At 54.4% G+C, this 15,939-nt stretch carries 17 protein-coding genes; 12 read left to right on the top strand and 5 right to left on the bottom strand.

Annotated elements, in window-relative coordinates:
- The first annotated feature begins 16 nt into the window (after positions 1–16).
- Both tusA and OGY62_RS02745 read left to right on the top strand, forming a co-directional pair.
- The gene (gene tusA, locus OGY62_RS02750) at positions 17–262 is read left to right on the top strand and encodes a sulfurtransferase TusA (protein WP_012135585.1); all 246 of its coding nucleotides are present in this window, start codon (positions 17–19) and stop codon (positions 260–262) included.
- Positions 263–438: 176 nt separating this feature from the next.
- Positions 439–1,422 carry a TRAP transporter substrate-binding protein gene (locus OGY62_RS02745; RefSeq protein ID WP_286459020.1) on the top strand — a complete coding sequence of 328 codons (984 nt, stop codon included), beginning with the start codon at positions 439–441 and terminating at the stop codon, positions 1,420–1,422.
- Positions 1,423–1,512: 90 nt separating this feature from the next.
- Here the strand turns inward: OGY62_RS02745 and zntA are convergent, their stop codons facing one another.
- Both zntA and OGY62_RS02735 read right to left on the bottom strand, forming a co-directional pair.
- Positions 1,513–3,711, bottom strand: a complete 2,199-nt coding sequence (gene zntA / locus OGY62_RS02740; protein ID WP_104868085.1) for a Zn(II)/Cd(II)/Pb(II) translocating P-type ATPase ZntA — start codon at positions 3,709–3,711, stop codon at positions 1,513–1,515.
- A gap of 76 nt (positions 3,712–3,787) precedes the next feature.
- The gene (locus OGY62_RS02735; protein WP_286459018.1) at positions 3,788–4,414 is read right to left on the bottom strand and encodes a lysoplasmalogenase; all 627 of its coding nucleotides are present in this window, start codon (positions 4,412–4,414) and stop codon (positions 3,788–3,790) included.
- Between the two features lie 141 nt (positions 4,415–4,555).
- Here OGY62_RS02735 and OGY62_RS02730 point away from each other — a divergent pair, with 141 nt between their 5' ends.
- From OGY62_RS02730 to OGY62_RS02715, 4 genes are all read left to right on the top strand, one after another.
- Entirely contained in the window at positions 4,556–4,915 is a 360-nt protein-coding gene (locus OGY62_RS02730) for a DUF2500 domain-containing protein (protein ID WP_286459016.1), read from the top strand.
- 238 nt (positions 4,916–5,153) lie between these two features.
- A complete protein-coding gene (locus OGY62_RS02725) occupies positions 5,154–5,633 on the top strand; it encodes an Hcp family type VI secretion system effector (RefSeq protein WP_047460562.1) in 480 nt (159 codons plus the stop codon).
- 9 nt (positions 5,634–5,642) lie between these two features.
- Positions 5,643–6,521, top strand: coding sequence for a hypothetical protein (locus tag OGY62_RS02720; protein ID WP_286459014.1), 879 nt, complete (start codon positions 5,643–5,645; stop codon positions 6,519–6,521).
- A gap of 1 nt (position 6,522) precedes the next feature.
- On the top strand, positions 6,523–7,032 hold the full coding sequence (locus tag OGY62_RS02715; RefSeq protein WP_049011344.1) for a DUF1240 domain-containing protein: 510 nt from the start codon (positions 6,523–6,525) through the stop codon (positions 7,030–7,032).
- Positions 7,033–7,079: 47 nt separating this feature from the next.
- Here OGY62_RS02715 and OGY62_RS02710 read toward each other — a convergent pair whose 3' ends face one another.
- Together OGY62_RS02710 and rsmD are read right to left on the bottom strand one after the other, a co-directional pair.
- Positions 7,080–7,355, bottom strand: coding sequence for a DUF1145 family protein (locus OGY62_RS02710; protein WP_115614344.1), 276 nt, complete (start codon positions 7,353–7,355; stop codon positions 7,080–7,082).
- The gene (gene rsmD / locus OGY62_RS02705) at positions 7,345–7,941 is read right to left on the bottom strand and encodes a 16S rRNA (guanine(966)-N(2))-methyltransferase (protein ID WP_012135578.1); all 597 of its coding nucleotides are present in this window, start codon (positions 7,939–7,941) and stop codon (positions 7,345–7,347) included. Before rsmD ends, OGY62_RS02710 begins: the two co-directional genes overlap by 11 nt.
- Positions 7,942–8,077: 136 nt before the next feature.
- Between rsmD and ftsY the strand changes: the two genes are divergently transcribed.
- The 6 genes from ftsY to livJ all read left to right on the top strand — a co-directional run bounded on the left by ftsY (position 8,078) and on the right by livJ (position 15,215).
- A complete protein-coding gene (gene ftsY, locus OGY62_RS02700) occupies positions 8,078–9,580 on the top strand; it encodes a signal recognition particle-docking protein FtsY (protein ID WP_286459011.1) in 1,503 nt (500 codons plus the stop codon).
- A gap of 2 nt (positions 9,581–9,582) precedes the next feature.
- On the top strand, positions 9,583–10,251 hold the full coding sequence (gene ftsE, locus OGY62_RS02695) for a cell division ATP-binding protein FtsE (RefSeq protein WP_012135575.1): 669 nt from the start codon (positions 9,583–9,585) through the stop codon (positions 10,249–10,251).
- Positions 10,244–11,302, top strand: a complete 1,059-nt coding sequence (gene ftsX, locus OGY62_RS02690; protein ID WP_024131031.1) for a permease-like cell division protein FtsX — start codon at positions 10,244–10,246, stop codon at positions 11,300–11,302. Before ftsE ends, ftsX begins: the two co-directional genes overlap by 8 nt.
- A gap of 258 nt (positions 11,303–11,560) precedes the next feature.
- Positions 11,561–12,415, top strand: a complete 855-nt coding sequence (gene rpoH, locus OGY62_RS02685) for an RNA polymerase sigma factor RpoH (protein WP_012135571.1) — start codon at positions 11,561–11,563, stop codon at positions 12,413–12,415.
- A 224-nt stretch (positions 12,416–12,639) separates the two neighbouring features.
- A complete protein-coding gene (locus OGY62_RS02680) occupies positions 12,640–13,905 on the top strand; it encodes a 4-aminobutyrate--2-oxoglutarate transaminase (RefSeq protein WP_286459009.1) in 1,266 nt (421 codons plus the stop codon).
- 206 nt (positions 13,906–14,111) lie between these two features.
- A complete protein-coding gene (gene livJ / locus OGY62_RS02675; protein ID WP_024131030.1) occupies positions 14,112–15,215 on the top strand; it encodes a branched chain amino acid ABC transporter substrate-binding protein LivJ in 1,104 nt (367 codons plus the stop codon).
- A 110-nt stretch (positions 15,216–15,325) separates the two neighbouring features.
- Here livJ and panM read toward each other — a convergent pair whose 3' ends face one another.
- Complete coding sequence (gene panM, locus OGY62_RS02670) at positions 15,326–15,709, bottom strand: aspartate 1-decarboxylase autocleavage activator PanM (protein WP_024131029.1); 384 nt, start codon at positions 15,707–15,709, stop codon at positions 15,326–15,328.
- Positions 15,710–15,939: the final 230 nt, after the last annotated feature.

Below are 15,939 nucleotides of genomic sequence, written 5' to 3'. Positions count from 1 at the left end.
AGTGAATGAGACGAAGATGACCGATCTGTTTTCCTCCCCCGACCATACGCTTGATGCCCAGGGGCTACGCTGCCCGGAACCGGTAATGATGGTGCGTAAAACCGTGCGTAACATGCAAACGGGCGAAACGCTGCTGATTATTGCCGACGATCCGGCGACAACCCGCGATATTCCTGGCTTTTGTACGTTTATGGAACATGAGCTGATGGCGAAAGAGACGGATTCGCTGCCGTATCGTTATTTGCTGCGTAAAAAGCATTGAGTCTCAGCCGGATAAAACCGGCGTGACCGCTGCGACATTTTTAAACCATCGTTTCAATTTTTCCTGCTTTTTTGTGAAGCACTTCACCTTCATCTTTCAGGGCATCGGCTACGGTTTAAGCGTAAAAACTAAAACAATGTTTTAACGCTACCCTCTCAACCTCTGGAGCTGACCCGATGAAAGTGACTCTCAAGCCGCTCGCGGCTTCCCTGTGCCTGGCTACCGCGTCAATACTGTTTTCCCATTCCGTTTTCGCGCAGGTCATTAAAGCGGCGGATGTCCATCCGCAGGGCTATCCGAATGTCGTCGCCGTGCAGAAAATGGGCGAAAAACTCAAACAACAAACCGACGGCAAACTGGAAATTAAAGTGTTCCCGGGCGGCGTGCTGGGCGATGAAAAACAGATGATCGAACAGGCGCAAATCGGCGCGATTGATATGATTCGCGTATCGATGGCGCCGGTGGCGGCTATTCTGCCGGATATCGAAGTCTTTACGCTGCCCTATGTGTTTCGCGACGAAGACCACATGCACAAAATTATTGATGGCGATATCGGGAAAAGCATTGGCGATAAGCTGACGAACAACCCGAAATCACGTCTGGTGTTTCTTGGCTGGATGGACTCCGGGACGCGCAACCTGATTACCAAAAACCCGGTGGAAAAGCCGGAAGATCTCTACGGTATGAAGATTCGCGTGCAGGGAAGCCCGGTGGCGCTGGATACACTGAAAGACATGGGGGCGAACTCGGTGGCGATGGGGGTGAGCGAGGTGTTTAGCGGTATGCAGACCGGCGTGATTGACGGTGCGGAAAACAACCCGCCGACTTTTGTCGCGCATAACTACATGCCGGTTGCGAAGAATTACACCCTCAGCGGGCACTTTATCACCCCGGAAATGCTGCTCTATTCCAAAGTGAAGTGGGACAAGCTGACTGCGGATGAGCAGCAGAAGATCCTGACGCTGGCGCGCGAAGCGCAGTTTGAGCAGCGTAAATTGTGGGATGCCTATAATCAGGAGGCATTAGCGAAGATGAAGGCTGGCGGCGTGCAGTTCCACGAAATTGATAAAGCGTATTTCGTGAAGGCCACCGAGCCGGTGCGCGCGCAGTATGGCGAAAAACACCAGGCGTTGATGAAGGCGATTGCCGACGTGCAGTAAGCGCCTTCGCTTCGCCGGATGAGCAGGCCTGTGTGGGTTCGTGCCATGATCCCCGTAGGCCTGATAAGTCTGGCGCCATCAGGCGACAATCTACCCTTTACGCAACAGCCGCAGCGCGTTGGCAGTCACCAGCACCGTCGCCCCGGTATCCGCCAGCACGGCCAGCCACAGACCGGTTATGCCGAGCAGCGTGGTGATGAGGAAGATCCCTTTCAGCCCCAGGGCAATCGCGATGTTCTGACGAATATTGGCGTGGGTGGCGCGCGCCAGCTGGATCATCTGTACCAGCCCGCGCAGGCGGTTATGCGTCAGGGCGGCGTCTGCCGTTTCCAGCGCGACATCCGTTCCGCTTCCCATCGCAATACCTATCGCGGCGGCCTTCATTGCGGGGGCGTCGTTAATGCCGTCACCCACCATCGCCAGCGGGGCGTGCTGATTGAGCGCCGTCACCGCCCGGACTTTATCTTCCGGCAGCAGGCCCGCTTTAAACGTCAGGCCCAGCTCTCCGGCAATGGCCGCTGCCGCGCGTGGGTTATCGCCGGTCAGGATCACGCCTTTCACCCCTAACTGATTAAGCTCGCCGATCGCGGTGCGGGCGTCATCGCGCAGCGTATCCTGTAGGGCGAGCACGCCGATTACGTCGTCGTTGCGCAGCACCAGCACGACCGTCTGTCCGGCGCTTTCCAGTTCGCTGATTTGCCCGGCAAAGGCTTCCGCCGGGCGTTTGCCTGCGGCGCAAATCAGGATGCGCTCGCCATTAACCTGAGCTTCGATACCCGAACCGACCAGCGCGCGCTGCTCCAGCGCTGGCGGAATGGTCAGTTCACGCGTCTGCGCTTCACGCACAATGGCCTGCGCCAGTGGGTGCGTCGCGCCTTGTTCCACCGCCGCCGCCAGCGCCAGCAGCTCCGCTTCGCCGATCCCGCTTGCCGGATGGATGGCGGTGACGCGTGGTTTCCCTACGGTCAGGGTACCGGTTTTATCGAACGCCACCTGAGTGACTCGGCCTAGCTGCTCCAGCGCTGCGCCGCCTTTAATCAACGCCCCGCGACGTGCCGCCGCCGCCAGCCCGGAGGTGATGGCCGCCGGGGTGGAAATGACCAGCGCACACGGGCAGCCAATCAGTAACAGCGTGAGTCCCTTATAAATCCACTCTTGCCAGGACGCGGCAAACAGCAGCGGCGGCACCAGCGTGACCAGCAGCGCGACGGCCATAATCACCGGGGTGTAAATCCGGCTGAAGCGGTCAATAAAACGCTCAATGGGCGCGCGGCGTTCTTCGGCTTCTTCAATCAGCTTCAGGATACGGTCAATCGCGCTGGCGCCCGGTTCTGACAGCACCTCCAGCGTAACGAGCCGATCCACGCTGGTGGCGCCGGCGGGGACTTTCTCGCCCGTTGAGCGCTCGACCGGAATCGACTCGCCGGTGAGCGCGCTCTCATCAAAACTGGCGAAACCGGAGACCAGCCTGCCGTCGGCGGGTAAGCGCCCGCCTGCCGCCACCTCGATAATGTCGCCGGGTTGCAGGGTGTTGATCGCCACCTCTTCGCGCACGCCATCGCGCAGGCGCGTGGCGGTTTCCGGTTTGAGGGCCATCAGCGCGCTGACCCCTTTGCGGGCGCGGCTGGCGGCCCACCCTTCGAGGCGTTCGCCGATCAGAAATAACAGCAGCACCATCGCCGCTTCCGCCGTCGCGCCAATAAACAGCGCGCCAATCGCCGCTACGCTCATCAGCGTTTCGATGGCGAACCAGCTACCGGTTTTCATCAGGCGCAGCGCCTGACGGGCAATGGGATACAGGCCGACCAGCGTGGTGGCGATAAACGCCAGTTGGCCGAACGGATGGTTGAATTGCTCCAGCCCCCAGCTAATCGCCATCATAATGATGAGCGTGATCAGCGGCAGGTTTTCTTGCAGCCGGGATTCGCGCGCCTCTGCTGTGGCCTGTTCATCACGCAGGGTATAACCCGCCTTTTGTACGGCGCGTTCAACGTGTTGGCGGATATCGGCATTCGCATCCACCACCAGTTTCTCGGTGGCGAACAGCACCTGTACCTGATTGACGCCCCCGACCTGGCGCACGGCGTTTTCGACTTTACGGGCGCAGGCGGCGCAGTCCATACCGGCGACTTTCCAGGTGTAACGCGTCCCTTCGATGGTGTCGGGGACGAGAGCTTCCGTTGCGCAGGCGCCCTCACAGCAGCAGTCATCTACCTTCCGGGGGGCTGGCGCCAGTTTGAAGGATGAAAATTGTGGGACTTTTTTGCCATCAGTATCGGGTGTCAACATGGCATCCTCCGGTTGATGATAATTTTCTCATTAACCGGAGGATACACTCTGGAGTCGACTCCAGAGTCAAGCGTTATTAAAGATAAAGTGAGCGGACAATCAGGAAGTGCCCGGCGAAGTAGCAGGCGGCGGAAATAGCGTTATCCGCGCGGAAGCGGCAGCGGTAATGGCTGCCCAGCCAGACGATATTGCCGAGGAATAACAACGATGCGCCCATAAAAGCAGAGAGCGCCGGGGCGGTCGGGCGGAAGAACCACAGTTCACCGGCCAGCCAGACCATCATGAGCGTCATGGCGATAAAGGTGCATATCGGCCAGCGCAGCTCTTCCAGACGCGTCCAGATCACCGCAATCAGCAACCCGCCCAACACCAGCAGCACTAACGGCAATGGCCAGAAGAACGACAGCGTCATCTGGCTGGCGAAATAGAGGGTGTACAGCAGGTGCGACAGGAAGAATGCGCCAATGGCGTACAGCAGACGTTGGCGCGGCAACAGCGTCAACGCATCGCCCAGCAACGAGGCGCACAGGCCCGCCAGCACAAGGTAGCTGATCGCGTCGAACATCGGCGCTTGCCGGGCGAGTAAAAGAAGGAGAATCAGGGTGAGAGGTTTAAAGACCCAGCGCTGCCACGCTGGCCCACGATACGATGCGTCCACAAATAGCCATGCGGAAAGACAGACAGCGATAAACGACCAAAGCATCTTAGTTCCTTGAATTCGTTATTTTTTCGCGAGCGGTATGCTCACGGCCCTGTTGTCCAGTGTAGAGGTCGGCGCAGGCAGATGACAACACCATAACGGGCAGGGTATGCTTATTTCCGCATTTTCTGATGGGTTAAAATGATGAGTAAACCACCACTTTTTTTCATTGTTATCATTGGCTTGATTGTTATCGCCGCGTCGTTTCGCTTTGTTTCGCAGCGGCGAGAAAAAGCCGATAACGATGCCGCGCCATTGCAGCAAAAGCAGGTAGTGGTGAGCAATAAGCGCGAAAAGCCGATCAACGATCGGCGCTCGCGTCAGCAGCAGGTGACGCCAGCGGGCACCAGTATGCGCTATGAAGTTAGCTTTAAACCGCAACGCGGCGGGCTTGAGCAGACGTTCCGGCTGGATGCTCAACAGTACCATGCGTTAACGGTCGGGGATAAAGGCACGCTGAGCTACAAAGGTTCGCGGTTTGAGGGCTTTAAGCCTGAGCAATAACGCCGTTCGGCACTGTGTTTATAGCGCCAGTGCCGACAATAAATTCAACTGAAATATATAATGCCTTTCAAATATGGCTGCTATTTATTTTTCTGTGGTAATACCTTTGGTGTTATATTTTTTTGTGTGACTAAAATATCGGTCATATCACTATTCTGCTATCCGCTTTTCACTATCCTGCTATTGCAACGTTATCGCAGATATATATGAATATAATTTAAAAAGCTAAGGGATTTATATGGCGAATACAATGTGGTTGGCCTTGAATGGGCAGGCGCAGGGGTTGATTTCTGCTGGATGTGCCTCGGTAAATTCGATAGGAAATAAATCACAATCCGCCCATCGTGATCAGATAATGGTAATGACAGTTAATCATGGCATGAGTCGGGCACAAAATGTGAACCATCAATGTTTGACGTTTATTAAGCCAGTAGATAAATCCTCGCCGTTATTAGGGAAAGCCATAACTGACAATGAAACATTGAACTGTGAATTTAGTTTCTATCGCACGAGTCCGGCGGGTTTAAATGAGTGTTATTACGCGATAAAACTTATCAATGCCAGAATATCCAGCATCCATTTACAGGTGCCTCATACTATCGATGACAGTGCGGGTCAGCCAGAAGAAGTCATTGAGCTGTCGTATGAGTCAATTACCTGGGAGCACATTATGACGGGAACCAGCGCATACAGCCTTTGGGATGAGCGAATTTATTAAGGGATAATGATGGAAAAGTATTATGACTGGATAGGAAATCACCGTGAAGATATTCTTAGAGGAAATAACTGGCAACGTAATCAGCGTGTCGAGAATGAAATCAGAACGCTAAAAAATAACCTGAACAACAATCCTCAACACATCATGCTGCTGACGCCTGAGGAGGCTCAGGGCGTAATTGACGATTTGCTGGGCAGTAAACCCGTCAGTTTTTCGACGAATTATGCCGGTAACATTAAAGATACGGTTTCTGCTACTAAAAACCTGTCAAAGCTTTTTTCTTATCAGCAAGCCGGGAAGATTGTCTTCACCTTAAAAGGCCTTGGGATTAAAGCAACGCAGTATGCTTATCAGGGAAAGCTGTATGTGAAGATTACAGGTTACCCTTCTTTGCGACGCATCCTTAATGGAACCCGTTACCGGATTAATCATCCTAAGGTACTTGAAGTGGGCATTGGCCGCGCCGGATTTCGAAATGGCATAATGTCAGGGGCCAGATTCTGCATCTGGTTTTCCGCATGCTGGCGGTTGATTGAGTTGATCTTTAAATCCGACCATGACGTCGCCGCACTGCTGGGGAACGTGACGATGGATGTGACGAAAGTGATTGTGAGTGTATTTACAGAAAAGTGTTTGGGACAATTTGCTTCATGGCTCACATCTCCATTTATTGCGAGTGCAGCTTTTCCGGTTTGGGGTGAAATCATCGGTGTTGTGGCGTTAGGTTTTTTCATAGCCTGGTCTCTGAATGAAGTGGACAAAAAATATGAGCTCTCAGACAAACTTATAGCGTTTATTCGTCAGGGACTTAAAGAACGGCAAAGAATTGAAGAGTGGAACGCCCAGCGCCTGGGGTACAGAAGCTCCCTTTACGGCGGAATTTATTGATATGAACTTTAATATTAATCTGGAGAATATTAAAAAAAGATGTGGTTTGCTTCTGGGTATATTTGTTTTTGGAGGGGTTACCTGGGGGTTTTATCTTGCCAGTGTGCCGGACATCACCGATCTGATTGAATCCAGAAGCATCGTTTATTTTTTCTGGGGTTCATTTTGCCTGTTATTGATGTTTCCGGTGGGGTGTTGCTTTGTTTTAGCTATTGCCTACGTGACCTTTACGAAAAGCATGCAGCCGCCCAGGTTCTTCGACAGGGCTTTTACCATTGGTATCCATGTTGCGGGGGTAGGGTTTGTTGTTGGCAATATCCTCTCTTTTATTGTTCTTTTTTATCCCCTCGGCACTAATTATGTCTTATGTGAGCGCTCAGGCCCGACGTCTGGCACCTATTACACCCGGACCGAAGAGATTTGCGAGCAGGTGAAATATCTGCTCAAAACAAAATACAGCGATATTGAAAAACTGAACGACACACTGGACGGCAAACCAAAGCAGCAATAGCGTTTTTGGCCCGGCTCGCCACGCGCCGCCGGGCGAAAAGATCACGGTTACTTCTTCAACTGATCTTTAATCTTCTTCTGCCACACCAGCAGCTCAAACACGCCGAACAGGAAAATGCGGATTTTCTCGCCGGTGGTCATCTGCGGGCCATCTTTAGGCATGGTGCTTTTTAACAGCGCCAGCTGCATACCGTGCATCAGCACCATAAAGACCAGCGCGACGTTGACGAAAATATTCAGCGGGCGCGGGAAAGGCTGTACCAGATTAAGAATTAAAAATGCCCAGACGCACAGCATCAGCAGACGTCCCAGATTAATCAGCATCGCTTTCTCCTTGTGCTTCCCGTTGATACAGGCGGTATGCGACCTGCCCGGCCACTTTTTCACGATACAACGACCAGTTTGCCGGGACGGGCGGCAGACCGTTTTCGACTTCGCTTTCGACGTAAATATACGCGTCATCAGCCAGCCAGCCGTGCGTTTCCAGCAGGCTTAACGTCTCTTCCAGCAGCCCTTTGCGAAACGGGGGATCGACAAACACCACGTTGTGCGGCGTACCGGTCTGCGCCAGAAAGGCCAGCGTATTGGCGTTGACCACGCGGGCGTTGCCTGCCTTTAGCGTAGCAAGATTCTTTTGTAACTGCTGTGACACGGCGCGATCCATCTCCAGCAACGTCGCGCCCGCCGCATAGCGGGAAAGCGCTTCCAGCCCCAGCGCGCCGCTTCCGGCGAAACAATCCAGACAGTGGGCGTCTACCATGACCGGCGCCAGCCAGTTAAACAGCGTCTCGCGAACCCGGTCGGTTGTCGGGCGCAGCCCTGGGCTGTCGGGAACCGGAAGTTTACGGCCCCGCCACTGTCCGCCAATAATGCGGATTTGACCGCTGCCAGAGTGATTCGGTTTTTTCATTTCTATTGCTCAATCCGCTGCTGACGTGTCATTCCAGGCGGTGATGTGAATTAAGTTAAGTGGTAGACTATTTCATCATTTTTTTAGCTTCCATGTATATAGCGCCAGATATTAACCGCGAGGAGTACAGTCGCAGATGGCAAAACAGAAAAAACGTGGCTTCTTTTCCTGGCTGGGCTTTGGTGAAAAAGAGCAGGAACAGGAACAAAAAACCGAAGAACAACAGCGTGTTGAAGAACAGTTAGCGCCAGAAACGCCGGTTGAGACGGCGGCAGAGGCCGACGCGGAAACGCACGCCCACGGCAAGGCGGAGACCGACGCTTTCGCCGAAGCCGTGGTGAACGTCACCGAACAGGTTCAGGAAAGCGAAAAACCGCAGCCGGTTGAGCCAGAGCCTGTCGTAGAGCCTGTTGTTGACCCCGTGGTTGAAGAAGACATCGTTGAGCCGCAGGCGGTGGTGGAACATGAAGAACTGCCGCTGCCGGAAGAGGTGAACGTCGAAGAGACGTCGCCTGAAGAGTGGCAGGCCGAAGCGGAAACGGTAGAGATCGTGGAGGCGGTAGAAGAAGAGGCGCAAAACGAACCGCAACTGACCGACGAAGAACGGGAAGCGCAGGCGCTGGTGGTGGAAGCGGCGGAAGACGCGGTGGTTGTCGTGCCGGCGGCAGAAGAAGAGACGCCAGTTGAGGAGGTGATTCAGGAACAAGAGAAGCCGACAAAAGAGGGGTTCTTTGCGCGCCTGAAACGTAGTCTTCTGAAAACAAAAGAAAATCTCGGTTCAGGATTTATCAGTCTGTTCCGTGGTAAGAAAATCGACGATGATCTGTTTGAAGAACTGGAAGAGCAGTTACTGATTGCCGATGTGGGCGTGGAAACCACCCGCAAGATCATCGCTAACCTGACAGAGGGCGCCAGCCGCAAACAGCTGCATGACGCCGAAGCGCTGTATGGCCTGCTGAAAGACGAGATGGGCGATATCCTCGCAAAAGTTGACGAACCGCTTAATATTGAAGGCAAAACGCCATTTGTTGTTCTGATGGTTGGCGTTAACGGCGTGGGGAAAACCACCACGATCGGTAAGCTGGCGCGTCAGTTCGAGCAGCAGGGCAAATCCGTGATGCTGGCGGCGGGGGATACCTTCCGTGCGGCGGCGGTAGAGCAGTTGCAGGTCTGGGGCCAGCGTAACAACATTCCGGTTATCGCCCAGCATACCGGCGCGGATTCCGCTTCCGTTATCTTTGACGCCATCCAGGCGGCGAAAGCGCGTAATGTGGATGTGCTGATTGCCGATACCGCAGGTCGCTTGCAGAACAAAGCGCACCTGATGGAAGAACTGAAAAAAATCGTTCGCGTGATGAAGAAACTCGACGAAGATGCGCCGCATGAAGTGATGCTGACCATCGACGCCAGCACCGGGCAGAATGCGATAAGCCAGGCCAAACTGTTCCATGAAGCGGTTGGCCTGACCGGTATCACCCTGACCAAGCTGGATGGCACGGCGAAGGGTGGGGTTATCTTCTCGGTTGCCGATCAGTTTGGCATTCCTATCCGCTATATTGGTGTGGGCGAACGTATCGAGGATTTACGTCCGTTTAAGGCGGACGATTTTATAGAGGCACTTTTTGCCCGAGAGGATTAACAATGATTCGCTTTGAACATGTCAGCAAGGCCTATCTCGGTGGGAGACAAGCGCTGCAAGGAGTCACATTCCACATGCAGCCAGGCGAGATGGCGTTTCTGACCGGTCACTCAGGCGCGGGGAAAAGTACCCTGCTGAAGCTTATCTGTGGGATTGAACGGCCGAGCGCCGGGAAAATCTTCTTCAGCGGGCATGACATTACGCGCCTGAAAAACCGTGAAGTGCCGTTTCTGCGTCGTCAGATCGGAATGATTTTCCAGGATCACCACCTGCTGATGGATCGTACGGTCTATGACAACGTGGCGATCCCGTTGATTATCGCTGGCGCCAGCGGGGACGACATCCGTCGTCGTGTGTCGGCGGCGCTGGATAAAGTCGGGCTGCTGGACAAAGCGAGGAATTTTCCCATTCAACTCTCTGGCGGTGAGCAGCAGCGCGTGGGGATTGCCCGTGCGGTGGTGAACAAGCCTGCGGTGCTGCTGGCGGATGAACCGACCGGGAACCTGGATGATGCCTTATCGGAAGGGATTTTACGTCTGTTTGAAGAGTTTAACCGCGTTGGGGTGACGGTATTGATGGCGACGCACGACATCGGGCTTATCTCCCGTCGTTCGTACCGTATGCTCACCCTGAGCGAAGGTCATTTGCATGGAGGCCTGGTCAGTGAATAAGCGTGACGCTATCAACCAAATCAGGCAGTTTGGCGGCAGACTGGACCGTTTTCGTAAATCTGGCGGTTCGTCCGGCGACGGCGGCCGCAATGCGCCGAGACGCGCAAAACCCTCGCCAAAGCCGAACTCGCGTAAAACCAACGTCTTTAACGAGCAGGTGCGCTATGCGTTCCAGGGCGCGTTACAGGATCTGAAAAGCAAGCCGCTGGCGACGTTTCTGACGGTGATGGTGATTGCCATCTCTCTGACGCTGCCAAGCGTCTGCTACATGGTCTATAAGAACGTCAACCAGGCGGCGACGCAGTACTATCCGTCCCCGCAGATCACCGTTTACCTGCAAAAGACGCTGGATGACGACGCGGCCGCCGGGGTGGTCGCACAGCTCCAGGCCGAGCAGGGGGTGGAGAAGGTCAACTATCTCTCCCGCGACGATGCGCTTGGCGAGTTCCGCAACTGGTCCGGCTTTGGCGGCGCGCTGGACATGCTGGAAGAGAATCCGCTTCCGGCAGTGGCGGTGGTGATCCCGAAACTGGATTTCCAGGGAACGGAGTCGCTGAATACGCTACGCGATCGCATCTCGCAGATTAACGGCATTGATGAAGTGCGTATGGATGACAGCTGGTTTGCCCGTCTGGCGGCGCTGACCGGGCTGGTAGGGCGCGTTTCCGCGATGATCGGCGTGCTGATGGTGGCGGCGGTGTTCCTCGTCATCGGCAACAGCGTGCGCCTGAGCATTTTCGCCCGCCGTGACACCATCAACGTGCAGAAACTGATTGGCGCGACGGATGGATTTATCCTGCGACCGTTCCTGTACGGCGGCGCGCTGCTCGGCTTTTCAGGGGCATTTCTTTCACTGATTTTGTCAGAAATTTTGGTGATGCGCTTGTCGTCAGCGGTGACGGAAGTGGCGCAGGTTTTCGGCACGAAGTTTGATATCAATGGCTTATCGTTCGATGAGTGCCTGTTGCTGCTGCTGGTGTGCTCGATGATCGGCTGGGTTGCGGCGTGGCTTGCCACTGTGCAACATTTACGTCACTTTACTCCCGATTAATAAAAGCGTGGTATACTCTTTCCCTGCAATGAGTTCCCGTTCGCAGGGAAAGAGCATCAAAACATCTCATCCCCCTGCCCACAGTGTTTTTTCATAGCGGTGTCACATTTTGTGCGTAATTTATTCACAACGTTGCATTGAACTTGTGGATAAAATCACTGTCTGATAAAAGAGTGAGTGCTATTCTCGTTGCTCATAAACGCTGGCACGTTTGTTGCTCATTTGCAGTGCCAGACGATATAAATTGAGAGGATTTGAATGACCAAAGAAATGCAAAATTTAGCTTTAGCCCCTGTTGGTAACCTGGAATCTTACATCCGGGCTGCAAACGCGTGGCCGATGTTATCGGCTGACGAAGAACGGGCACTGGCTGAAAAGCTGCATTACCAGGGCGATCTGGAAGCAGCTAAGACGCTGATTCTGTCTCACCTGCGCTTTGTTGTTCATGTTGCTCGTAACTATGCGGGCTATGGCCTGCCGCAGGCGGATCTGATTCAGGAAGGTAACATCGGCCTGATGAAAGCCGTGCGCCGTTTTAACCCGGAAGTGGGTGTGCGCCTGGTTTCTTTCGCCGTGCACTGGATCAAAGCGGAGATCCACGAATACGTATTGCGTAACTGGCGTATCGTTAAAGTCGCAACCACCAAAGCACAGCGTAAGCTGTTCTTTAACCTGCGTAAAACCAAGCAGCGTCTGGGCTGGTTTAATCAGGATGAAGTGGAAATGGTGGCGCGCGAACTGGGCGTAACCAGCAAAGACGTTCGCGAGATGGAATCCCGTATGGCGGCGCAGGACATGACGTTTGACATGTCTTCGGACGACGAGTCTGACAGCCAGCCGATGGCGCCAGTGCTGTATTTGCAGGATAAAACCTCTAACTTTGCCGACGGCATTGAAGAGGATAACTGGGAAGATCAGGCGGCAAACAAACTGACCCACGCAATGGAAGGTCTGGACGAGCGTAGCCAGGACATCATTCGCGCCCGTTGGCTGGACGAAGATAATAAGTCCACGCTACAGGAACTGGCCGACCGCTATGGCGTTTCTGCTGAACGTGTACGTCAGCTTGAAAAGAACGCGATGAAGAAACTGCGCGCCGCTATCGAAGCGTAATTTCCGCGAAGTGCCCGAAAAACCCTGGATGAGAATCCGGGGTTTTTTGTTTTACAGGCCGGATAAAGCACCGCCGCCATCCGGCAAACAGGCAAACATAAATGCCCGATGGCGTTTCGCTTATCAGGCTACGGGGATAACGCTTTTTTTCTCCCCCGCTCTGGCGAATTCTTCCCCCCTGGCAAACACTTACCGATGGGTTGTGCGCATCTTAGGGGGAGAAGGTGAAAAATAACGAACTGAATGAAAGACGGTTGCAGGCGACGCCGCGCGGCATCGGGGTGATGTGCGGTTTCTATGCCGACAGAGCGGAAAACGCCACGCTGTGGGATATTGAAGGCAATGAGGTGATTGATTTCGCCGCCGGAATTGCCGTGTTGAACACCGGGCACCGTCATCCAAAAGTCATCGCGGCAATTGAAAAACAGCTCCAGTCATTTACCCATACCGCGTATCAAATCGTGCCTTATGCAAGCTACGTTACGCTTGCCGAGCGTATTAACGAGCGCGTGCCGGTCAACGGCCCGGCGAAAACGGCTTTCTTCTCCACCGGCGCGGAGGCGGTCGAAAACGCGGTGAAAATTGCGCGCGCCTGTACCCGACGACCGGGGCTGATTACCTTTGGCGGCGCGTTTCACGGGCGAACCTTTATGACGATGGCGCTCACCGGTAAGGTCGCGCCTTACAAAATTGGCTTTGGGCCGTTCCCGGGATCGGTCTATCACGCGCAATATCCGAATCCTTTGCATGGCGTTACCACGGCGGATGCGCTGAACAGTCTCGAACGGATTTTTAAAGCCGATATTGCGCCGGACCAGGTGGCGGCCATTATCCTGGAGCCGGTGCAGGGGGAAGGGGGCTTTAACGTCGCGCCAACGGATTTCATGCAGGCGCTGCGTACGTTATGCGATACCCACGGCATTTTGCTGATTGCCGATGAAGTGCAGACCGGTTTTGCCCGTACAGGCAAACTGTTTGCGATGGAGCACCACGGCGTTCAGCCGGATCTCATCACGATGGCCAAAAGTCTGGCCGGCGGTATGCCGCTGTCGGCGGTATCCGGTCGCGCCGAGGTGATGGATGCGCCTGCTCCGGGCGGTCTTGGCGGCACCTATGCCGGAAACCCGCTGGCGGTGGCCGCCGCGCATGCGGTGCTTGATGTGATTGAAGAAGACGATCTCTGCACTCGCGCCACGCAGCTTGGTCAGCATCTGGTTGGGGTGTTGAACAAAGCGAAAGCCGCCTGCCCGTTCATTGCCGAGATCCGCGCGCAGGGCTCGATGGTGGCGGTAGAGTTTACCGATCCGCAAACCGGCCAGCCGTCCCCGGAATTTACCCGGCAGGTGCAGGATCGCGCATTGCAGGAGGGTCTGCTGCTGCTCAGTTGCGGTGTTTATGGCAACGTGATCCGCTTCCTCTATCCGCTGACGATCCCTGATGCGCAGTTCCGTAAAGCGCTGGAGATCATTACGCGTTCGCTGACACGATAAACCGACGCCGCCCGTTGCGGCGGCGCCCCGTTTTGTCATCAACTTGTTATCTGACTGTCAAATTAGCTATTCCAAAATCATAAAAATCGGGTATGTTTTAGCAGAGTATGCTGCTAAAGCACGGGTGGCTTACCATTAATTGAAATAAAGTGCTGAACAACAACATCACAACATACGTAATAACCACAATAATGGGGATTCTCAGGATGAATATGAAGGGTAAAGCGTTATTGGCAGGATGTATCGCCCTGTCTTTGAGCAATATGGCGTTTGCTAAGGATATCAAAGTGGCCGTTGTCGGCGCGATGTCCGGCCCGGTAGCGCAGTACGGCGATCAGGAATTTACCGGCGCGGAGCAGGCGATTGCCGATATCAACGCGAAAGGCGGCATCAAGGGCGATAAGCTGGTTGCCGTGAAATATGATGATGCCTGCGACCCGAAACAAGCGGTAGCAGTAGCCAACAAAGTGGTCAATGACGGCATTAAATATGTTATCGGCCACCTGTGCTCCTCATCCACGCAGCCTGCGTCCGATATCTATGAAGACGAAGGCATTCTGATGATTACTCCGGCTGCGACCGCACCGGAACTGACCGCGCGCGGTTATCAGCTGATCCTGCGCACCACCGGTCTGGACTCCGATCAGGGGCCGACGGCGGCGAAATATATTCTGGAAAGCGTGAAGCCGCAGCGCATCGCCATTATTCACGATAAGCAGCAGTACGGTGAAGGCCTGGCGCGCGCGGTGCAGGATGGCCTGAAAAAAGGCAACGCCAACGTGGTGTTCTTCGACGGGATTACCGCCGGCGAGAAAGATTTCTCCACCCTGGTGGCGCGCCTGAAGAAAGAGAACATCGACTTTGTGTATTACGGCGGCTACCACCCTGAGATGGGGCAGATCCTGCGCCAGGCTCGCGCTGCTGGCCTGAAAACGAAGTTTATGGGGCCGGAAGGGGTAGCGAACGTGTCGCTGTCTAACATTGCCGGTGAGTCTGCCGAGGGGATGCTGGTCACCAAGCCGAAGAACTACGATCAGGTTCCGGCGAACAAACCGATCGTAGACGCTATCAAAGCGAAGAAACAGGACCCAAGCGGCGCGTTTGTGTGGACCACCTACGCGGCGTTGCAGTCATTGCAGGCGGGTCTGAATCAGTCCGACGATCCGGCTGAAATCGCCAAATACCTGAAAGCGAATACCGTGGAAACCGTTATGGGGCCGTTGTCCTGGGATGAGAAGGGCGATCTGAAAGGCTTTGAGTTCGGCGTCTTTACTTGGCATGCCGACGGTACGGCAACCGACGCCAGGTAATTGAGTGCCGGGTGGCGGCTTCGTCTTACCCGGCCTGCATGCCTGGAAAATTGCGTGAGAGTTGCAAAACACGTAGGCCGGATAAGTGTTAGCGCCATCCGGCTTTTTTATTACCGTTTTTCCCAGCCGTCCGCCTGCGCCGTAAACCCTAATGCCTGCATAAACGCCGCCATTACGCCTCGCTCTTCGACGCCGACATCTGCCATCCACCAGGCTGAAACGCCCGGATTATTGCGGATCACCTCTTCCACCAGATACTGCCCCACGCCGCGACGACGCGTGATCTCGCGAACCCGCAATGAGTCCAGCGCGCCTTGCGTACCGCTTAGCGTTACCCGCACAGCGCCCAACAGACGCTCATTGAAACGTGCCGCGTAGATCCGGTGAGTATCATCTACGCTTAAAGACGAGGCGGAGTATTCCGGCCAGATTTTACCCAGATCGATGAGATCCTGGGCGCTAAAGTTTTCTAAACGAACGATGGTCAGCTTCATCGACAGCATGTCCAAATCACCAAAGAGAGAACCAGTGTACCGAAATAATGTGTTCCGACACTTTCTCTTTTTTATTTCATTTACCAGGCGATTAGTTTTTTGGCAACGATAAGTACAGTTTGAAACATCAGAGAATGAAAAACAGGCAGGATAATCCCCTGGGAGGCAGTGTTTTATTCCGCTCTTTGTACCGTTATTTTATGCTGACAAGTGCGCTTTTTTTTGTTTAT

Source organism: Citrobacter sp. CK198 (genome assembly GCF_030333295.1).
Taxonomy (GTDB): domain Bacteria; phylum Pseudomonadota; class Gammaproteobacteria; order Enterobacterales; family Enterobacteriaceae; genus Citrobacter_B; species Citrobacter_B koseri.
The sequence above is the reverse complement of the archived record's forward strand: the minus strand, read 5'-3'. Positions and strand labels throughout refer to the sequence as shown.

What these genes read in the sequence shown, in the direction of transcription:
- tusA (WP_012135585.1), top strand. Translation starts at nt 17, where the DNA reads ATGACCGATCTGTTTTCCTCCCCCGACCATACGCTTGATGCCCAGGGG.
- OGY62_RS02745 (WP_286459020.1), top strand. Translation starts at nt 439, where the DNA reads ATGAAAGTGACTCTCAAGCCGCTCGCGGCTTCCCTGTGCCTGGCTACC.
- zntA (WP_104868085.1), bottom strand. Translation starts at nt 3,711, where the DNA reads ATGTTGACACCCGATACTGATGGCAAAAAAGTCCCACAATTTTCATCC.
- OGY62_RS02735 (WP_286459018.1), bottom strand. Translation starts at nt 4,414, where the DNA reads ATGCTTTGGTCGTTTATCGCTGTCTGTCTTTCCGCATGGCTATTTGTG.
- OGY62_RS02730 (WP_286459016.1), top strand. Translation starts at nt 4,556, where the DNA reads ATGAGTAAACCACCACTTTTTTTCATTGTTATCATTGGCTTGATTGTT.
- OGY62_RS02725 (WP_047460562.1), top strand. Translation starts at nt 5,154, where the DNA reads ATGGCGAATACAATGTGGTTGGCCTTGAATGGGCAGGCGCAGGGGTTG.
- OGY62_RS02720 (WP_286459014.1), top strand. Translation starts at nt 5,643, where the DNA reads ATGGAAAAGTATTATGACTGGATAGGAAATCACCGTGAAGATATTCTT.
- OGY62_RS02715 (WP_049011344.1), top strand. Translation starts at nt 6,523, where the DNA reads ATGAACTTTAATATTAATCTGGAGAATATTAAAAAAAGATGTGGTTTG.
- OGY62_RS02710 (WP_115614344.1), bottom strand. Translation starts at nt 7,355, where the DNA reads ATGCTGATTAATCTGGGACGTCTGCTGATGCTGTGCGTCTGGGCATTT.
- rsmD (WP_012135578.1), bottom strand. Translation starts at nt 7,941, where the DNA reads ATGAAAAAACCGAATCACTCTGGCAGCGGTCAAATCCGCATTATTGGC.
- ftsY (WP_286459011.1), top strand. Translation starts at nt 8,078, where the DNA reads ATGGCAAAACAGAAAAAACGTGGCTTCTTTTCCTGGCTGGGCTTTGGT.
- ftsE (WP_012135575.1), top strand. Translation starts at nt 9,583, where the DNA reads ATGATTCGCTTTGAACATGTCAGCAAGGCCTATCTCGGTGGGAGACAA.
- rpoH (WP_012135571.1), top strand. Translation starts at nt 11,561, where the DNA reads ATGACCAAAGAAATGCAAAATTTAGCTTTAGCCCCTGTTGGTAACCTG.
- livJ (WP_024131030.1), top strand. Translation starts at nt 14,112, where the DNA reads ATGAATATGAAGGGTAAAGCGTTATTGGCAGGATGTATCGCCCTGTCT.
- panM (WP_024131029.1), bottom strand. Translation starts at nt 15,709, where the DNA reads ATGAAGCTGACCATCGTTCGTTTAGAAAACTTTAGCGCCCAGGATCTC.